Below are 18,818 nucleotides of genomic sequence, written 5' to 3'. Positions count from 1 at the left end.
CCTATTTATCGTGCAACCGCATTGGTTACCAAACCGTTTTCTTGCTTATAATGACTCAAAATTGTGAATGTTTTGTACAAATAAAACATAGCGTTGAATATTTACTATTTATTTGTTGAAAGAAATAAGGTTAGATTACACGGTAAATCATTTACTTTTTTCTTGGTAAATTAGTCATTTGGTAAATAGGTGTCGTAAGATGGTTAGTCCTTTAATTCATATAGATCATCAATCAGATGAAAGTTTGCAAAGTCAAATTCGTACTAAAATGGTTGATGGTATTCTCGTTGGCGCTTTTCCACCAAACAGTAAATTTCCATCTTCTCGAAAGTTTGCCAAACAATTAAATGTTTCAAGAAATACTATAGTTCTTGTGTATCAAGCGTTAATTGAAGAAGGCTACTTAATTTCGAAAGAACGCAGTGGAATTTTTGTCAGTGACAATATTCACAAAGGTTGTGTTCAAACATCAAACTCACAATTACACAATCAAGCACTTACTAGTAAAAAATCGACATCATTAGCGCAATTTAAAACGCCTTTTCATTATAATTTTAAAGGCGCGGTATCGTTAACAACCTATAGTTCATGTCCCTCAAACTGGCGTAGTTATAGTTATCCATTTATTGATGGTAAATTTGATTCGTCATTATATCCGATAAAAGAATGGCGTGATGCTAATAACCGTGCCAATGCCAGCGGTGAAATATATCAATGGTCTGAGTTACAAGGGTTACAAGATGATCCTATGTTAATTGATGAGATCCGAAGTAAAATTCTACCTCGCCGCGGCATTCAAGCAAGCCGTGAAGAAGTTATAATTACGGTTGGTACTCAACAAGCACTCCATTTAATTACCCAATTATTTGTAGATAACTCAGTTACTGCTGCTGTAGAGGAGCCTGGCTATCCTGAAATGCGTGATTTATTGTCACAACAAGGTGCAAAGTTAGTTTATCAAGAGATCGATGACAAAGGCATGGTGGTTGATGACAAGCTCAATGATTGCGATGTTATTTACACCACACCGAGTCATCAAACCCCAACTAGTATTACTATGTCTATGGAACGTCGAGATCAACTGCTGACAAAAGCTGATAAACATGACTTTATAATTATTGAAGATGATTTTGAGTTTGAAAGTAATTTTCTTGGTCAACCACACCCTGCTTTAAGGAGTTTAGATAAAAACAATCGGGTGGTTTATGTGTCATGTTTGTCGAAAGTATTAGCTTCTGGGGTTCAAATTGCGTTTATTGTTGCTGATAGCTCAGTAATTAATGAACTGAAAAAACTGCGTAAAATAATGATGCGCAATCCTCCATTATCGAATCAACGTGCGGTGTCTTACTTTTTATCATTGGGTTATTACGACTCTTTTATGATGCACTTGCATAAGGTGTTTTTTGAGCGTTGGTTAGAATTAAGAGAAGCATTAAATATCTATTTACCTGATAGTATTGATACTGGACCTATCCAAGGAGGCACCGCGTATTGGATCACAGGGCCAAAACAACTTGATGGAGATTACTTACGCGAGAAGGCCGCAGAAATAGGTATTTTAATTGAGCCTGCGAAACGCTATTTTGCCAGCTCTGTTTATCCTGAGAATTGCTTCCGGATGGGAATTACCAGTATTGCAACGGATAAAATTCGCGTAGGGGTGAGTAAATTAGCAGATCTTATTCATCAATTAACGGATGAATTTGAAGAAAAATTATCGGATGCAAAAGGTAATCTATTAACGGGTGCTTCGCTACAGAATGCCTTGTCTGGAGCCAAATTAGAGTGTCAAATGGTTTATGGCGTTCCTTGTATTATTGAGCTATTAAGTGATGGTTCAATGAAAGGACATACCGGTGGTATTGACGCAGAATTTGATATTGGACGTTGGTGGGTGGAAGGAGATATGTATTATCGTCAATGGAATTTATGGGGCTACGGTGAAGTTAAAGGTTTTTATGTCATTATGGATGGCAATGATATGAAATGGTTCGATCAAAACTACTGTTTTGTCCGTCAATTAACGTATCTTGATTAATGTCTTTATCCATTATTTTTTTATTTAATTTAACAATAATAGCAGGGAGTTTTACTTAAGTAGTTTTATAAAAAATAACTCAATATAAACAATTAAAACAAGGTGTTACACTATATGGTGATGCAACTTGTTTAACCCCTTAGGCTTTGTTTAATGCAAAAAGCATAAGCTTTAGCTTTTTATGTTGAAGCACCTTCTCCTAGTTACTTTGTTTTAAATTCAACACTGGACCTATAGTTAGTTTCTATCTGGTACTAACCTTATCTTGTTAAACTCCGTACAGTAAAATTATTAATTAGATTGTTTATTCATTTTTATCACGAGAGTTATTGTAATGAGCCATTTTTCTATCGCCGGTATGCAGTTGTCACTTCCATGTGGCGATAATTTAGCCACTATCGGTCAAGAGATAAAAAACACCAAAAAGCGCTTCCCTTGGGTGGATATGATAGTGCTCAGTGAACTTTGTACTTATGGTCCAGAAAAAAAATATGCATCTACATTGCCCAGTAAAGCAGAAAAATTTTACTGCGATTTAGCAAAAGAACTCAATATCTGGTTGATACCAGGTTCAGATTACGAGTTATGTGATGATGAAATATTTAACACAACTTCCGTTATTAATAATGAAGGGGTTGTGATTGAACGTTATCGTAAAATATATCCGTTTTTGCCTTATGAAAAAGGCGTATCTTGCGGCCAAGATTTTGTGGTTTTTGACGTACCACAAGGACGGATTGGCGTAGCCATTTGTTATGATCTTTGGTTTCCTGAAGTGAGTAGGGAGTTAACTTGCTTGGGAGCTGAAGTACTTATTTATCCTACTTTAACTGGCACCATAGATCGTGAAGTGGAGCTATCAATGGCAAAATCTACCGCTGTTACCAATCAGTGTTATGTTATTGCTGTAAATGGCCTTGGAGATTATGGCAATGGTAAGTCAATCATTGTTTCTCCCGACGGCAGTGTTATTCATCAAGCGGGGATCAACAAAGAAGTGTTTCCGGTTGAAATTGACTTTTCGGTGGTACGACGCAACCGAGAACGCGGTATACATGGTTTAGGTCAACCGTTAAAAAGTTTTAGAGATAACCCAATAAAATTTTCGTATAACCAAGAAAAAGCACGTAAAAATAGCGCACTGAGCAAACTTGGACCATTAGAAGTACCGAAAAGTTAAAACGTAAAACTGGAACTATCATAAGTACAAAACTGGCTCTATGTTGAGCGATTTGATTGTTCTACTCTAAATTCAGAAAAATTAAAAACAATACACACCGAGGAATATTATGAAAAAGGTAGATTTTAGTAAGTCGCTCGTTTCTAGTGCAGTGAGTACCGCTTTATTCATGTCGTTTACATCGATAGGCGCAAATGCCGCTGAAGCAGAAGCTACTGAAAAAGGCAAAATTGAAATAATTGAAGTTACCGCAAACCGAAGAGCACAAACACTTCAAGAAATTCCTTATAATATCTCCGCGGTGTCAGGCCAAGAGCTCGAAGATGCTGGTATTATTGATGCTTCTGATTTGATGCGCAATGTTGCTGGTATCACTGTGGTTGATCGCGGTTATCGCAATTCTGGCGCGGTTAATGGGGTTATTATTCGTGGTGTCAACGTTGATGGTGGTGCAAATGGCGACGTTGCTTTGTCAGCGGTACCAACGGTTGCTTCTTATATTAACGATACGCCTTTATATGCCAATTTCATTTTAAAAGATGTTGAAATGGTAGAAGTGCTGCGTGGACCACAAGGGACGTTATATGGCTCGGGTTCGTTAGCGGGTACCGTAAAATATCGTATGAATCGTCCTGATACCGAAGAATTTACTGGCACAGCCAGTGTTGGTTTAGGGCAAGCAGAAGGCTCTGAGGGCTTTAATTTAAATACAGATATTATGCTCAATTTGCCTATTTCCGATCGCTTCGCTATTCGAGCCAATGTAGGAAAAATTGATAACGACGGAATTGTAGATTACACCAATGTTTATAATTTAGTTGATAATTCTAAAGCTCCAGCCGGTAGTATTCCTTCGGCAAATTTTGACCCTTCAGGCGGATTTGTTGCTTCTCCAGGTTATAACCCTCCTGCAAGTAATGGTGATATAGCTTCTGGTGGAAATACCTTTAGAAGTGTTGAAGACGCAGATACCGTGGATATTACTTACGGTAGAGTATCTGCTTTGTTTGAAGCGACTAGTGATTTAACTTTTTTATTAGCCCATCAATTTCAAAATGATGAAATAGGCGGACGTAGACAAGTTACCCGCGGTACTCATTGGGTTGATGGTAGTGAACAAGCCTACGGTGATTATGAAAATGGTGCTGTGTTGCTTGAACCTTCTGAACGTGATGTATCATTAACTACGTTAGAAGTTGAGTGGAACTTAGGTTTTGCAACTTTAACATCAAGCTCATCTCAATATACGCATGAAGGTAACTCAATTAGCGATAACACAGGGTTTTACGCACAAAACAACTGGTTTGCTGATCTGTATTATGGCACGCCTCGACCTTTAGCTATGGCTGAACGCGGTTATAAAGAAGATGCTTTTGTGCAAGAGTTACGTCTAGTATCGAATGAACGTAAAGCCAATATTGATTGGGTAATTGGTGCTTACTATATGGATCAAGACACGCTTTCTACTCAAGATAGCTATATGCCAGGGTATCAAGAGTGGGCCTTCTCAGCGTTCTCAACTTGGTGGGATATTATGGGGGGCTACGGTATGGTTTATACTGATAATGACTTCCATTATATCAGAAATCAAAATTTCGAAGATACGGCAGTTTTTGGTGAATTAACTTATCATATTTCAGATAAATTCCGCGCTACTGTCGGAGCACGTTATTTCGATAACCAATTTAGTAATGACACAATTTTATCATTACCTATTTGGCCGTTTTTAGGTGATGAGCCAAGTTTTAAAACGAAAGAAAGCGACACCTTGTTTAAAGGTAATTTGTCTTACGATTTATCAGACGACACTATGCTTTACGCAACAATCGCTGAAGGCTATCGTCGAGGTGGTGCTAACGCGGTGCCACTTAGTGGCTCATTAGAAGAAAGACCTGAGTGGCAACAATATACTTCAGATTATGCCGTGAACTATGAAATGGGTGTTAAAGGCTACTTATCTGGCGGCGCACATAGTTATACGCTTTCAACCTTTATGATTGACTGGCAAGATCCGCAATTAAACACCGCAACTACTTGGGGATTCTTCGCCGTAGCAAATGGTGAATCAGCTAAAACGTCGGGCGTTGAGTTGGAACTGCAAGGCTATTTAACCGAAGATTTACATTACGTACTTGGCTATGCTTATATTGAAGCGGAATTAACAGATGATTTCTATGCACCATCAGGTATTGGTGCAACTGATCCCACCTACTTAGTTGCTTCAGACGGAACCCGTTTACCTGCTACGCCTAAAAACACCTTGAGTTTATCGATGGATTACACCCATTCTATGGATAATGGCATGTATTGGATATCACAAGTGAATGGTTATTATCAGTCGGATACAGTCAATGCACTTGGTGAAGGTAAATATCAATCAGATATAGATGGCTTTTCTATCTGGGGAGCAAGCACTCGATTAAGTGCTGATAATTGGGATATTACTTTATACGTGAATAATATCTTCAATGAGGATGGTGTTACCGGCGTTATACCTGAAAATGCTATGGGCACAGACCCGTCTGAAAACTTTTTAGGTAATTCATCAAAAGATTATATTAGTCAACCTAGAACAATAGGACTTACGGCTAAATATAGTTTTTAATCGGTCGTTAGCAACAATGGTCATGTGAATGATCATTGTTGCTAGCGTTTTCACAACAAGTTATGTTGTTATGATTACTTCTTTCTAAGTGTTTTTATTTTGAGTGTAAGGATTTTAACATCAGTATCACATCGATAAACCAAGCCATTGAATTAAAACTTGATCAAGCTTGGACCTTTATTAATCAAAAGAATGTCGCGAAAGCTGAGCTTGCGTGTCAAAAAATTAACCAAGAATTTCCTGATAATGCAGACGGTTGGTATGCTACAAGCTTTTTGGCTTTTCAGTTAAAAAATACCGAATTGGCATTATCAACCATCAATAAAGCGATCGAATTGCAACCAAGTTCGTTACAATGGCAATTACAGAAAGTGAATACCTTGTTGTTAATGCTTGATAAAAGCGCCGCGAATGATCTTGCGCTTAACTTGAAAAACAAACAAGCAGCAAACTTAGCGCAATGTAATGACTTAGCTGTGATGTTTAACCAATTAAATGATTTTGAACAAGCGCAGTATTATTATCAACAAGCCGTTGGTTTTATTAATGAAAAGAAACAACCGGTTGAAAGTGCGCAACTTTATTTTAATCTAGCATCTCTTGCTCGTTATCAAGGCAATATTTCCTTAGCAGAAACCCATTTAGATCACGCTTTATCATTAAATCCTCATGATTATGAAGCTTATTGGTTGCGCTCGAGTTTAAAAAAACAAAGCCAAAACAATAACCATATAGACCAACTTCAACAAATATTAAAACAAGGGGTTAAACACCCGATTAGTAAAGCGCAAATTCATTATGCTCTGGCAAAAGAATTAGAAGACATTGGGAAATATTCACAATGTTTTGAACAACTCAATTTCGGTGCTAAAAGTCGTCGTGATTGTATGCGATATCAAGTTGAACATGATATTTCAACGTTAAAACAAATAACCACGACGTTTACAAAAGAATTTTTTCAGCAATATCAAGCTAGCAATTTAACGTTAAAAGCGTCAAATAAAGCAGCGCCGCTTGAAAATAATGAGCCGATATTTATTCTAGGTTTACCTCGAACAGGTTCGACATTGGTTGAACGCATTATCAGTAATCACCAAGAAGTGTTTAATGCCGGTGAGCTAAATAATTTTGCTTTGTGTATGATGGAAGCCGTTAAAAATGTCACTAAAACTCCACCTCAAACACGAAATGAGTTAGTTGAATTAACGAGTCAGATTGATTTTCAAGCACTGGGCAAACATTATATCAACAGCACTCGGCCTGAGACTGGTCATACGCGTCACTTTATCGATAAGTTACCGTTAAACTCACTATACGTTGGATTGATCCATTTAGCGTTACCTAAAGCAAAAATCATTCATGTGACCCGGCATCCTTTAGATACTTGTTTTTCAATCTATAAGCAACTTTTCACTAATGGTTACCCATTTTCTTATCAATTAACAGAATTGGCTCAATATTACATTGCTCACCATAACATGATGCAACATTGGTTAAAGGTATTAGCCAATATTATTCATCAAGTTGCTTATGAAGATGTGGTTGATGATTTATCGAAAGAAGCGAAAAAACTGATTGCTTATTGCGATCTCGATTGGCAAGAACAGTGTATTGATTTTCAAAATAATAGCGCGCCATCTACCACTGCAAGTGCCAGCCAAGTAAGAGAAAAAGTTTATCGAAGTTCGACGGGTAAATGGCGTCAGTTTGAAAAAGAATTACAACCAATAAAGCAATTACTTGTCCAAGCGGGTATCGCTTGTGACTGATCTGAATATTCCATGTTAAACCAGATTATTAATTAACATATCTAACAATAAGAGTTATTAAATGCCAAGTATTTCCACAGTCCCTTTCGAGCAAATAAAAGTAGCCCCCAATGGCGTGATTGCACGTATTATATTGGCGTTTTTAACAACAGCAGGCATATTTTATATCAATATTATGCCTGCGGTAGTAAACGGCCTGAAAGAAGGGCTTGCGTTTACCAGTCAACAGGCGGGATTTGTCAGCTCCGCTAATTTATATGGTGCAGCGATAGGTGCTTTGTTAGCGGTTTTTGTCATAAAACATATTCGATGGCAACGTTGGTGTTACTTATTATTAATTGCTTTAATAACCATAGATGCAAGCTGTATTTTTATTACCGAACCAGTGACTATGATTGCGTTTAGAGCTTTTCATGGCTTAACAGGCGGTTTATTAGTTGGTATTGGTTTTAGTATTATTTCACGCACCTCTGAAGCCGATAGAACCTTTGGCTATCTGTTATTAATTCAATGGGGGCTTGGGGGCCTTGGCATCATGTATTTACCCGGGTTGGTTCCAGAATTTGGCACTAGTGCACTATTTGTCTCATTAACGACTTTTACGTTAATCACCTTGTTGATGATGCCGTTTTTACCTCATTATGAGGTTGAAAAAATAATTGAGCCTTTAAAAACTGTTGCCAGTGATACAACACAAAGATTGCGGTTGCCATTAACTTTAAACTTAAGCGGAATCTTTTTATTTCAAGCGGCGAACATGGGGCTATTTGCTTACATGATCAGTTTAGGCAAAGCCGATGGTTTATCGCTTGATTTTATGTCCAATGCTTTAGGTGTTGCTAGTTGGGTGGCATTAATTGGGGCATTGTTAGTTATCCTGATAGGTACTAAATATGGCCGAACCATTCCAGTTGTGATTGCCACTTTACTTACGGCTTTTTGTAGCTGGTTACTTCACTTTAGTAGCAATGAAATGATTTATTTAATGACGAATATAACTATTGGGATCACTTGGGCATTTGTATTACCTTATTTATTTGGAATTTGTTCTGAATTGGATAAAAGTGGTCAAATGGCAGCGTTAGGTGGCGTCGCCTCTAAAATGGGCTTAGCATCTGGCCCGATGATCGCAGCGTTAGTGCTTCATGATGAGAATTACCAGCAGGTTATTGATATAGCGGTAATAGGTCTTGTTTTATGTGCAATCGTGGTGATTAAGCCAGCGTTGTCACTCGACAAAAAAACAATGGTTTAGTGATTTAGCTTTTATAGTTCGTTAACTTCTCGCTTGAATAAATATTTTATTCTCGCGAGATTAGCTTATTTTTCTACTATCTTTTTTTATTCAAATAATACTGTCATCCAGCCATATTTTTAACGATAACTTCTGACGTTTACTTTTATCTTGTTGATACTGTGCAAATTAACCTCGTTTTGTCACTAGAAGAAAATCATCAAAACACCTGTCGTCCTCAACATATTAACAACTTTAGTTCACTGGTTTTAAAAAGCTATTATCGTCTCTAATCGTTTTGATCTGGCACCAGATGATGCTGGCTTTTGGTGCTATGTGAATTAGTTTTACAGTGCTAGTTTGATTATCCCTTAATAGAATTTGTATCAAAATACATCTAATCAAAAAATATAATAAAAAGGACAAACGATGAATAAAATAAATAATAAAAGTATGTTCGTACTCTTATCTATCTTAAGTTTTCCTAGTGTTGCAGAGACCCTTTTCAGTGACGATTTTCAAGATGGTGATATAAGCGACTGGCAAATCTCTGGAGTTGGCAATGACGCTATAGCGAATTTATATAACGGAAATTACTCGTTACGATTACAAAATAAGAAATCAGCATTGCAAACCATATCAACTGCAGGTTTTGATAATGTTAGTATTGATGCAAGCGTTGTAGGCTATTTATTAGAAAGTACTGATACATGTATTGCAGAGCTGTCTGTTGATAATGGCGCAAATTGGCTAACAATTGAAGAAGTAGTTAATGGACAAGACGATGGGGTTACTTGGTATTCTGGAAGTATTTCGCCAACGGGGGCAAGCGATAATGCTGCCCTACAAATACGAGCGCGGGCTAATGCAACGGATAATGCTGATAATTGTTATTTTGACAATATTACCGTTCAAGGTGATCCGATTGTTGCTCCAGCAACTTTGCCCTTTAGCGATAATTTAGATGCTGGCTGGTCAGCTTGGATTGCTGATAATGGTAATGCTACTGCTGCTACCGGCGTGTCTCAAGAAACCGGTATTTATGTTTGGAGTGGCAATGCTATTAAATTGAGAGGCTCTGCAAACTTAACGAAAACATTTTCAACGCTCGGCAAAAGTAATATCGTTATCGATTGGCATTTACTTGGGGGCTGGCTAGAAGCTGGCGAGTCTTGTGATATTCAAGTTAATACCGGTAGTGGTTATTCAACCATCGCTTCAGTTTCGAACGGTGAAGACGATTGGTATTACCGTAATGGTAGTGTTAAGTTAAGTAGTGATGCCAATAATTTGGCCCAGTTACATGTTCGAATGCAAGGCAATTCTAATAACGAATATAATAATAATGATTATGATGTTTGTTATACCGATGAATTTTCTATTTATTCCGCCGCTCAAGCTCCTGAAATAACGATAACCGGCTCGACAGATTTTGGTGATGTGGTTGTAAATCAAACGTCGTCTTTGCTGATCACCGTTGCCAATGAAGGCACTGCCGATTTATTAATAGGAAGTATTTATGGTGCTGACTCAAGTGGGTTAAGTATCAGTAGCGAAACGTGTGTTAATCAAACTCTTAGTCCAAATAGCAGTTGCAATATCAATATTCAATATGCGCCTACAAGTGAAGGGACGTTAAACGAGCTATTAACGATCACGAATAACGATGCCGATGAAAGCAGTGCTACTTTAACATTAACTGGCAACGCAATTGCAGAAAATTCGGGAAGTGTTTACGACCCATTATCGGGTAGTGGTGCAGTTAATCGTACCTTACTTACCTCAACTGCATTAAACAGCACTAGCTTCAACTTAGTTGATTACAGTGCCTTTGCTGTGCCAAATGAAGCGGCTAATCCAACCAATAATTTTCAAGGTAGCTTAGTTCTCACCGGAGAGTCGACCACGGGTAACTTGCAAGAGCAAGGTACGAGTATTGCTGGGAGTTATACGGATCCAGAGCACCTACCTGAGTTTGATTTTGAATTCGTGCAAGAAGGTACTCATATTATACCTGTTCAACGAGGATTAATTCCAACGGAACACCCTTCATGGCATTACATTTTAGAGCCGGGCAGAGTATGGAATGAAAATAATGATAATGGTTTTAGTCGTGCGTCAATTCCTTTTGCTTTACAAGAAGCTGGCGCTAACTGTACACATAACGGTGTCTTAAGCTTTCTTTTTAAAACCGATGGGTCTATTTCTAATGTGGCCTATCAAATAGCGACAGAAACATGTGCTTATTTTAAATATGATAGCTGGGGGATTCTTGATGCAAGCTATACCCCAAGCAGTGTTGTCAATGCTGGCGTTATAGCAAATAACTACCAAGCCGAAGTTGCTCGTCGTATGCCAACAAAAACAATTGCAGACTTGACGGTTGATTTTCCAACTGCATCAATTGATACCAGTAAAATTGGTTCGGATCAGGCTTCTGCAGATCAAACGGTCTATGGGGTCGTGATTGATGGGATCAACTATGTCAGTAGTTGTAAAACCAGAAGAGGGGATTATCCTTATTGTGAAGTCATGTCATTACCTTCTTATTCAACCGCTAAATCGGTTGTCGGTGCCGTTGGTTTAATGAGGTTAGAGCAAAAATATCCTGGTACGAAAAATACGAATGTTTCTTTGTGTTCGAACAGCACTTGGAGCCAAGTTTCATTTGAAAATTTATTAGATATGTCGACAGGACGATATACCTCTTCAGGATTTGAAGTTGATGAAGGTGATAGTACTACCGCTAATAATTTCTTCCTTAAATATAGTCATACTGAAAAATTAAATCATTCGTGTAGTTATACTCAAAAAGTCTCGGCTGGTACTACGTGGGTTTATCATACTTCAGATACCTATTTATTAGGTGCTGAAATGAACGATATGGAAAGTACTGATTTGTGGGATATGTTAAATAATGACTTATGGACGCCATTAGGTTTAAGCCCTGCAATCAGCACCACTTCAAGAACGAATGATTCGGTTGTTCAACCTTGGTCTGGACAAGCTTTCACTGGTTATGGTTTGACTTATCATCATGACGACATTGTTAAAATTGCCGAATTTTTACATCAAGATAATGGTGTGATTAATGGCACGCAAGTGCTTGATCAAACGATGTTAAATGAAGTGTTACAAACAACTCCTCATGGTTTAAATGCCGGTAGTCAATATGACAGTTATGATAATGGTTTTTGGATTTGGAACGCACAAGAAGCATTCAGTTGTACCAATTCATTAGCGATACCTTATATGTCAGGGTATGGCGGAATTGTGGTAAGTTTATTGCCAAACGATACTATTTACTACGCGTTTAGTGATAGTGAAGACTATGGTCAAATTAACACCGCAAAAGAGTTGCATAAAGTTCGCGCTATGTGTAATTAAATGTCATTTGTATAACGAACATTTGTTAAAAGCTTTAAGCACTTAACAGAATCGTTTAAAAGCTAGTCGCTTGATAGCAAAAAAGCTGAGTGAATATCACTCAGCTTTTTTTTACTCCGCCCAGATCACAATATCTTGTAATCAATTTAGTGACTCATGTCTTCTTAACTCAATAATAGATAAAACACTCCGTGTGTTTATTTCTGAGTAATCAGCGAATTCCTAAGGGAGTTAACAAGTTGTTACTTTGTTTTTTTGCTTGTTCATGCCATGCTTTTGGTTAAAAAATAACAAGTTTTTGACCGTTGAATCACTGATAAAGCGTGAAAGAAAACCAAGGATTTCTAACTCAAAAATAGCGAACAAGTTTGCATCAGGTTGTTTTTTGAAGAACAGATTTGCGCGAATAAAGAATAAAATGACACGGGTGGACAAGCACAAATATATCGTGCGGCAATACTGCTGATTGAAAATTTGTGAGTTCGTTTACCTAAAATGGATAATTCGCGATTTCATCCTTTAGTTTTTATTCTCCAATATAAATTTTTATTCGGTATTAATGACAAAGAGGGCTTATTTTATGAAGCTCAAAGGCACTGTTGCTCCATTTATAAGAATTATTATCGCTAAAGTGGTAATAGGTCATATTATTCGGTAAAAGCACTATAGAAATTCCACCGTAGCCTGACATGTAGGGGATCCAAGTTGATGACGAACAACCAAAATCATGAGATTTATCGCCATTAATATCATAATACCAAAGACCATTGTTGTATTTGTCTATCTGACGGCCGGCGATTAAACCACCATTTTCTAAATTGAGAGATTCATTAACCATTTTACGGTCAAGCATTTGTTCATCATTGATTTGCCCTAAATCGTTATTTAAAAACTCGGCCAGTTTTATTACATCATCCCTATGGTAAGTGAGTCCATATCCCGTAAAGGGTTGTTGAACCGTATCATAACTTCGTTTTGTCGTGTACATCGTCGGGCTTAGACCCAAAGGCTTCCATAATTTTTCTACCATTTCATCTCGCCAAAAATCTTTACTCATTGAGGTTTTGTCTTGATAAAAGGCATTCAAGACATAACCTAAAAGATAAGTGTCTGATGTGTGATAAACAAATGTCGAACCTGGCGTTGCTTTTCGTGGGTAGTTACAGGCAAAATTAACAAAAGCGTGATGCGTGTTCACTTCAAAAAACTCTTTTAATTTTTTCTCGGATGATTCATCAACATGACTATTAGGTGAGTTAAAATTCCCCGTACTCATATCTAATAAATGTTCAACAGTTACATCTTTCCAATTAGACGACTTACAATCTGTTAGCCATTGATTGACAAACATTTCACTTTGCTTGCCTTTATATAGTTGTTCAATGCGCATTAAGCCATACGCGCCAAACGTAGTTTTCGAGGTTGAATATGAGGGAACCGCCATTACGTCGCAATAAGGGTAAACGCCATAACGTGTATCACAACCACCAACATAATGAACACCTTTATAGGCGATACCATAAAGAGTCATGTGCTGTTTTACCTGATTGCTGCCGATATTGGCAATATTCACGCCAGCAGATGGGTAATCTTCGGCGAGTTGGCTAATTGGTCTAGTTGGCATTCTTCGCGCTACTTCTGCTTCGTAATCACGTTGAATAACAGCAGAATTTGCAATGGTTTTTGGTGTGTAATTCGCTTTTAATCGCCCCCACATATTAAATTTTAAATACAAACAAGTGTCAGCGGCAACTTGATATGACACTTCAGACACTTCGCCATGATCTTTAAATAAAAATGACAGAACACCGTTCCACGTACAATTGGCATTTTTTTCTTGTAAGGCAAAAGGTAAAGAAACGCGGCTGTATCCATTATCCGATTTTTCTTGCCAAACTCTACCTGGTGCTAAAATATATTCCCAATTAGCATGGTTGGTAGTAATTAAGCCGCGAGTTACTGGAATGATATGACTTCCGTGTTGTACAAATTCAAAAGAAAATTTGGGTAAATGCTTAGCCTGCTTATAGTTTGATAAGTTATTATTGCCTCCAACCTCGATAATTTTTCCTTGGTTAGTGTCATCTTGTAAGGTCAGTATTCCCTGAAATTGATTCCTCGGGTTTGCAGCATTTTTGGGAAGTTGATAATGTTGATAATTCATTAACGATATTGGAGTTTTTCCCATAGCATAAGCAAAGGTTAACCCTTCTCGCACAACTTCACCATTACCCGATAAACAATCATAAAGACAGTTCATTTTCGATTTATCAGAACTTGATTTTGAAAGGTAATCTATGCAATTTTCGTTGTTTGATTGGTTATTATTAAGACAAAGATTGTGTTGTGAAACAGGCGATGCGTCTAAAGAGTAAGCAATACAAATTATTAATATAAATAGCAAGTAATGAAGGGGTTTCATGGTTTAGATCTCTAAATTGACAGCTGGAAATTGTTATTCAGTTTTTATAAAAAAGTATGTTGTCGGTTCATTACTATGATTAGGGCTACTTATCTTTAACTTAATAGATGAAGATAGCCTTGTCGAACAATAATTAACAGTGCCAGTTAACAAGAGTGGATGGTACCAGATTCATTTATTTTACTAATCTATCAGGTGGTTAAATTCTTACTTTTAATAGTTTAAAGGTTGGTGCCAGTTATTTTTAAAATATGGATCCATAAGTAGGTTATTTATTATGTGTTTTTTGCTCGTAAAGCAGCCATAAATGAGAAAGCGTTGAACTAACCGAGACTGAAACCAATCAAAAATAATAACGCATTTACAATGGGATAACACTTTTAAACCACGACAATTTACTCAAAATATGTTTTATTGGGCAGGCTATAAGCTCAGCTTATCTTGTCTATCTAGGATCGTTTTATGAGTAGTTCATTAGAAAATATTACAGTGGTTGATTTAAGTCGTATATTGGCGGGGCCATGGGCTTCACAAATGTTGGCTGATATGGGAGCTGAAGTGATAAAAATAGAGCGACCTGAAAAAGGTGATGATACCCGTTATTGGGGCCCCCCATTTATTAAACCTGCAACTCAAGAACAACCTCCACAAGCGGCGTATTTTCATTGTGCAAATCGAAATAAACAATCCATTGCCATTGATATCACAAACGAAGAAGGTCAAAAAATTATTAAGGCGTTAATCGCTCAGGCGGATGTACTGATTGAAAACTATAAAGTGGGTGGCCTCGCAAAATATGGACTTGATTATCAAAGTGTTAAAGCAATTAATCCCCGATTAGTGTATTGCTCTATTACAGGGTTTGGTCAAAACGGTCCCAGTGCAGAGAAAGCCGGTTATGATGGCATGATCCAAGGAGAAGGTGGCTTGATGAGTTTAACGGGGGAGCCTGATGGCATGCCGATGAAGGTTGGTGTTGCATTGGTTGATATTATGACGGGATTATACTGTAGTAATGCCATTTTAGCTGCATTAATGGCGCGACATCAATCGAATGAAGGTCAGCACGTTGATATTGCTTTACTTGATGTACAAGTTGCCACTTTAGCGAATCAAGGAATGAACTATCTAGCTACCGGGACTAATCCACCAAGATATGGCAATGAGCATCCTAATATTGTGCCTTATCAAACTTTTACGACTCTTGATGGAAGTATTATTTTAGCGGTAGGTAATGATGAACAATTTGTGAAATTTTGCCAGCTAGCTCAATGTGCTACTTTGGCACAGGACCCTAGATTTGCTACTAATGAGCAACGAGTAAACAATCGTGAAAGCTTAATCCCTATTTTAGCGAATATACTTGCCTCTCATAAAAGTCAATGGTGGCTTAATCAACTTGAGAGTATTGCCGTACCTTGTGGACCTGTAAATACCTTGCAAGATGTATTTGAACATCCACAAATTAAACATAGAGAAATGATCAGAAAAGTCACAAATCAACATGGGGAAGAAGTCGATACGATTGCTTCTCCGATTAACCTTTCCCAAACGCCATTACAATATCATAGCGCTTCTCCTGATTTAGGACAGCATACCTTTGTTGTTTTATCGAATAAGTTAAATTATAGCAAAGCGCAAATTAACCAACTTTATCAGGACGGCATCATTAGTTAAGCAAATATCAAGGTATATACTCTAAGGCCGAGTTTTCAAACAACTCAACTAAATTAGATAGTTAGTCAATACAGGGCTTGAACCAGTGATTCGGCGCGGGTGGTAAAAAGTAGAAGGTGCTCTCCCAACTGAGCTAATTGTCATATATCAGTGATATGAATTTCGGGCATAAAATGAGTGGTGGACGATACTGGGCTTGAACCAGTGATTCGGCGCGGGTGTTAAAAAGTAGAAGGTGCTCTCCCAACTGAGCTAATCGTCCATATATATCTGATATGATATGAATTTCGGGCATAAAATGAGTGGTGGACGATACTGGGCTTGAACCAGTGACTCGGCGCGGGTGGTAAAGAGTAGAAGGTGCTCTCCTAACTGAGCTAATTGTCATATATCAGTGATATAAATTTCGGGCATAAAATGAGTGGTGGACGATACTGGGCTTGAACTAGTGATTCGGCGCGGGTGGTAATAAGTAGAAGGTGCTCTCATAACTGAGCTAATTGTCATATATCAGTGATATAAATCAGGTATAGAAATGAGTGGTGGACGATACTGGGCTTGAACCAGTGACCCCCGCCTTGTAAGGGCGGTGCTCTCCCAACTGAGCTAATCGTCCATATAGATATATGAATCAGGGATAAAATGATTGGTGGACGATACTGGGCTTGAACCAGTGACCCCCGCCTTGTAAGGGCGGTGCTCTCCCAACTGAGCTAATCGTCCAATCATTTTATCAAGAGATATTCTGTAAACAGAATTGGTGGACGATACTGGGCTTGAACCAGTGACCCCCGCCTTGTAAGGGCGGTGCTCTCCCAACTGAGCTAATCGTCCATCTCTGTGGGGGCGTATTATAGGGAGATCGTAAAGGCTGTCAACTAAAACTAAAGCATTTTTTAGCTTTTTTTGATTAATTTATTTTAACTGCTGCAATTATCAACAGCTTGATTGTTTTGTATTCTTTTTGTTGGTTTGTTTTAGACAATAGATGTATTCAGTTTCATTGCCTGTTAAAATGTCGCCAATTTTTATAGACATCATTTTACGACTTTGGCAACTCCTTAGTCTGAATATAATAGTGAGACTTTTATGAGCTTAACAACTCGATTTGCACCAAGCCCTACGGGATACCTTCATGTTGGTGGTGCGCGTACCGCACTTTATAGTTGGTTATATGCAAAGAAAAATGGCGGTGACTTTATTCTTCGCATTGAAGACACTGATCTAGAGCGTTCAACCCAAGCGTCGGTAGATGCCATTATGGATGGTATGAACTGGTTAAACTTAGCATGGACACAAGGCCCGTTTTTTCAAACTAAACGTTTTGATCGCTACAAAGAAGTTATTGAGCAATTATTAGCGACTGGTCATGCGTATCGTTGTTATTGTACCGCGGAAGAAGTTGATGCCATGCGTGAAGAAGCAAAGGCAAAAGGCGAAATTGAAAAATACAACGGTATGTGGCGTGACCGCACTGATCACCCTGAAGATCAACCTTATGTTATTCGTTTTAAAAACCCATTAGACGGTGATGTGGTTATTAAAGATATGGTCAAAGGCGATATCACGATTAGCAATGAGCAATTAGATGACTTAATTCTTGCGCGTACCGACGGTACACCTACTTATAACTTAACCGTGGTGGTAGATGATTGGGATATGAAAGTCTCGCATGTTGTGCGAGGTGACGATCATATTAGTAATACCCCTAAACAAATTAATATTTTAAAAGCACTGGGTGCAGAAATTCCTGAATATGCACATATTCCGATGATTTTGGGGGATGACGGTAAACGATTATCTAAACGTCATGGTGCGGTAAGTGTTATGCAATATCGAGATGACGGTTACTTACCTGAAGCATTATTAAACTATTTAGTGCGTTTAGGTTGGTCACATGGCGACCAAGAAATATTTTCTCGTGAAGAAATGATCGAGTTATTCGACCTGAAAGATTGTAATCGCGCACCGTCAGGCTTTAATACCGACAAGCTTATTTGGGTCAACCAACATTACATGAAAACCTTGGCTCCAGAATATGTGGCTAAACATCTCGCTTGGCATATGGCTGAGCAGGGGATCAACACGGATAATGGCCCAGCCTTAGAAGAAATCGTAAAAGTCCAAGCTGATCGAGTCAAAACCTTAAAAGAAATGGCTGAAATTTCTCGTTATTTTTATGAAGACTTTACAGAGTTAGATGCTACAGCTGTTAAAAAACACTTACGTCCAGTAGTCAAAGAGCCATTAATTTTAGTGAAACAGAAATTAGCCGAGTTAACTACGTGGTCGCCAGAGCTTATTCATGCTGCGATTAATGATACCGCTGCTGAATTAGAAGTTGGTATGGGTAAAGTAGGTATGCCATTGCGTGTTGCGGCAACAGGTGGCGGAAATTCACCATCCTTAGATATAACGTTAGCTTTGCTTGATCAACACAAAGTCGTTGCCAGAATCGACCAAGCGTTAGCAGTAGTTGAAGCACGAATTGCTAATAGTTAAC

9 protein-coding genes and 4 tRNA genes are annotated in these 18,818 nt (G+C 38.1%); 8 read left to right on the top strand and 5 right to left on the bottom strand.

The annotated features are described in order from the left end of the window. Positions 1-199: 199 nt before the first annotated feature. From RM573_RS01570 to RM573_RS01545, 6 genes are all read left to right on the top strand, one after another. A complete protein-coding gene (locus RM573_RS01570) occupies positions 200-2,041 on the top strand; it encodes an aminotransferase-like domain-containing protein (RefSeq protein ID WP_311576197.1) in 1,842 nt (613 codons plus the stop codon). A gap of 334 nt (positions 2,042-2,375) precedes the next feature. After that, a complete protein-coding gene (locus RM573_RS01565; RefSeq protein WP_311576194.1) occupies positions 2,376-3,221 on the top strand; it encodes a carbon-nitrogen hydrolase family protein in 846 nt (281 codons plus the stop codon). Between the two features lie 109 nt (positions 3,222-3,330). Continuing rightward, positions 3,331-5,826 carry a TonB-dependent receptor gene (locus tag RM573_RS01560; protein WP_311576191.1) on the top strand — a complete coding sequence of 832 codons (2,496 nt, stop codon included), beginning with the start codon at positions 3,331-3,333 and terminating at the stop codon, positions 5,824-5,826. 275 nt (positions 5,827-6,101) lie between these two features. Further along, positions 6,102-7,595, top strand: a complete 1,494-nt coding sequence (locus tag RM573_RS01555) for a tetratricopeptide repeat-containing sulfotransferase family protein (protein WP_311576188.1) — start codon at positions 6,102-6,104, stop codon at positions 7,593-7,595. A 61-nt stretch (positions 7,596-7,656) separates the two neighbouring features. Then, positions 7,657-8,850: an MFS transporter gene (locus tag RM573_RS01550; protein ID WP_311576185.1), complete on the top strand. Its 1,194-nt coding sequence runs from the start codon at positions 7,657-7,659 to the stop codon at positions 8,848-8,850. A 408-nt stretch (positions 8,851-9,258) separates the two neighbouring features. Further along, positions 9,259-12,216 carry a choice-of-anchor D domain-containing protein gene (locus RM573_RS01545; RefSeq protein ID WP_311576182.1) on the top strand — a complete coding sequence of 986 codons (2,958 nt, stop codon included), beginning with the start codon at positions 9,259-9,261 and terminating at the stop codon, positions 12,214-12,216. A 556-nt stretch (positions 12,217-12,772) separates the two neighbouring features. Here the strand turns inward: RM573_RS01545 and RM573_RS01540 are convergent. Further along, on the bottom strand, positions 12,773-14,476 hold the full coding sequence (locus tag RM573_RS01540) for a serine hydrolase (protein WP_311576179.1): 1,704 nt from the start codon (positions 14,474-14,476) through the stop codon (positions 12,773-12,775). Positions 14,477-15,100: 624 nt separating this feature from the next. Between RM573_RS01540 and RM573_RS01535 the strand changes: the two genes are divergently transcribed. Beyond that, the gene (locus RM573_RS01535) at positions 15,101-16,315 is read left to right on the top strand and encodes a CaiB/BaiF CoA transferase family protein (protein WP_311576175.1); all 1,215 of its coding nucleotides are present in this window, start codon (positions 15,101-15,103) and stop codon (positions 16,313-16,315) included. A gap of 178 nt (positions 16,316-16,493) precedes the next feature. Here the strand turns inward: RM573_RS01535 and RM573_RS01530 are convergent. The 4 genes from RM573_RS01530 to RM573_RS01515 all read right to left on the bottom strand — a co-directional run bounded on the left by RM573_RS01530 (position 16,494) and on the right by RM573_RS01515 (position 17,149). Beyond that, positions 16,494-16,577: transfer RNA gene (locus tag RM573_RS01530), tRNA-OTHER, on the bottom strand. Between the two features lie 278 nt (positions 16,578-16,855). Next, a tRNA-Val gene (locus tag RM573_RS01525) sits at positions 16,856-16,931 on the bottom strand. Positions 16,932-16,962: 31 nt separating this feature from the next. Then, positions 16,963-17,038, bottom strand: a tRNA-Val gene (locus RM573_RS01520). Between the two features lie 35 nt (positions 17,039-17,073). Then, positions 17,074-17,149, bottom strand: a tRNA-Val gene (locus RM573_RS01515). Between the two features lie 255 nt (positions 17,150-17,404). Between RM573_RS01515 and gltX the strand changes: the two genes are divergently transcribed. Next, positions 17,405-18,817, top strand: a complete 1,413-nt coding sequence (gltX, locus tag RM573_RS01510) for a glutamate--tRNA ligase (RefSeq protein ID WP_311576172.1) — start codon at positions 17,405-17,407, stop codon at positions 18,815-18,817. Position 18,818 lies beyond the last annotated feature (1 nt).

The sequence above is a fragment of the Thalassotalea castellviae genome, assembly GCF_031846185.1.
GTDB classification, from domain to species: domain Bacteria; phylum Pseudomonadota; class Gammaproteobacteria; order Enterobacterales; family Alteromonadaceae; genus Thalassotalea_H; species Thalassotalea_H castellviae.
The sequence above is the reverse complement of the archived record's forward strand: the minus strand, read 5'-3'. Positions and strand labels throughout refer to the sequence as shown.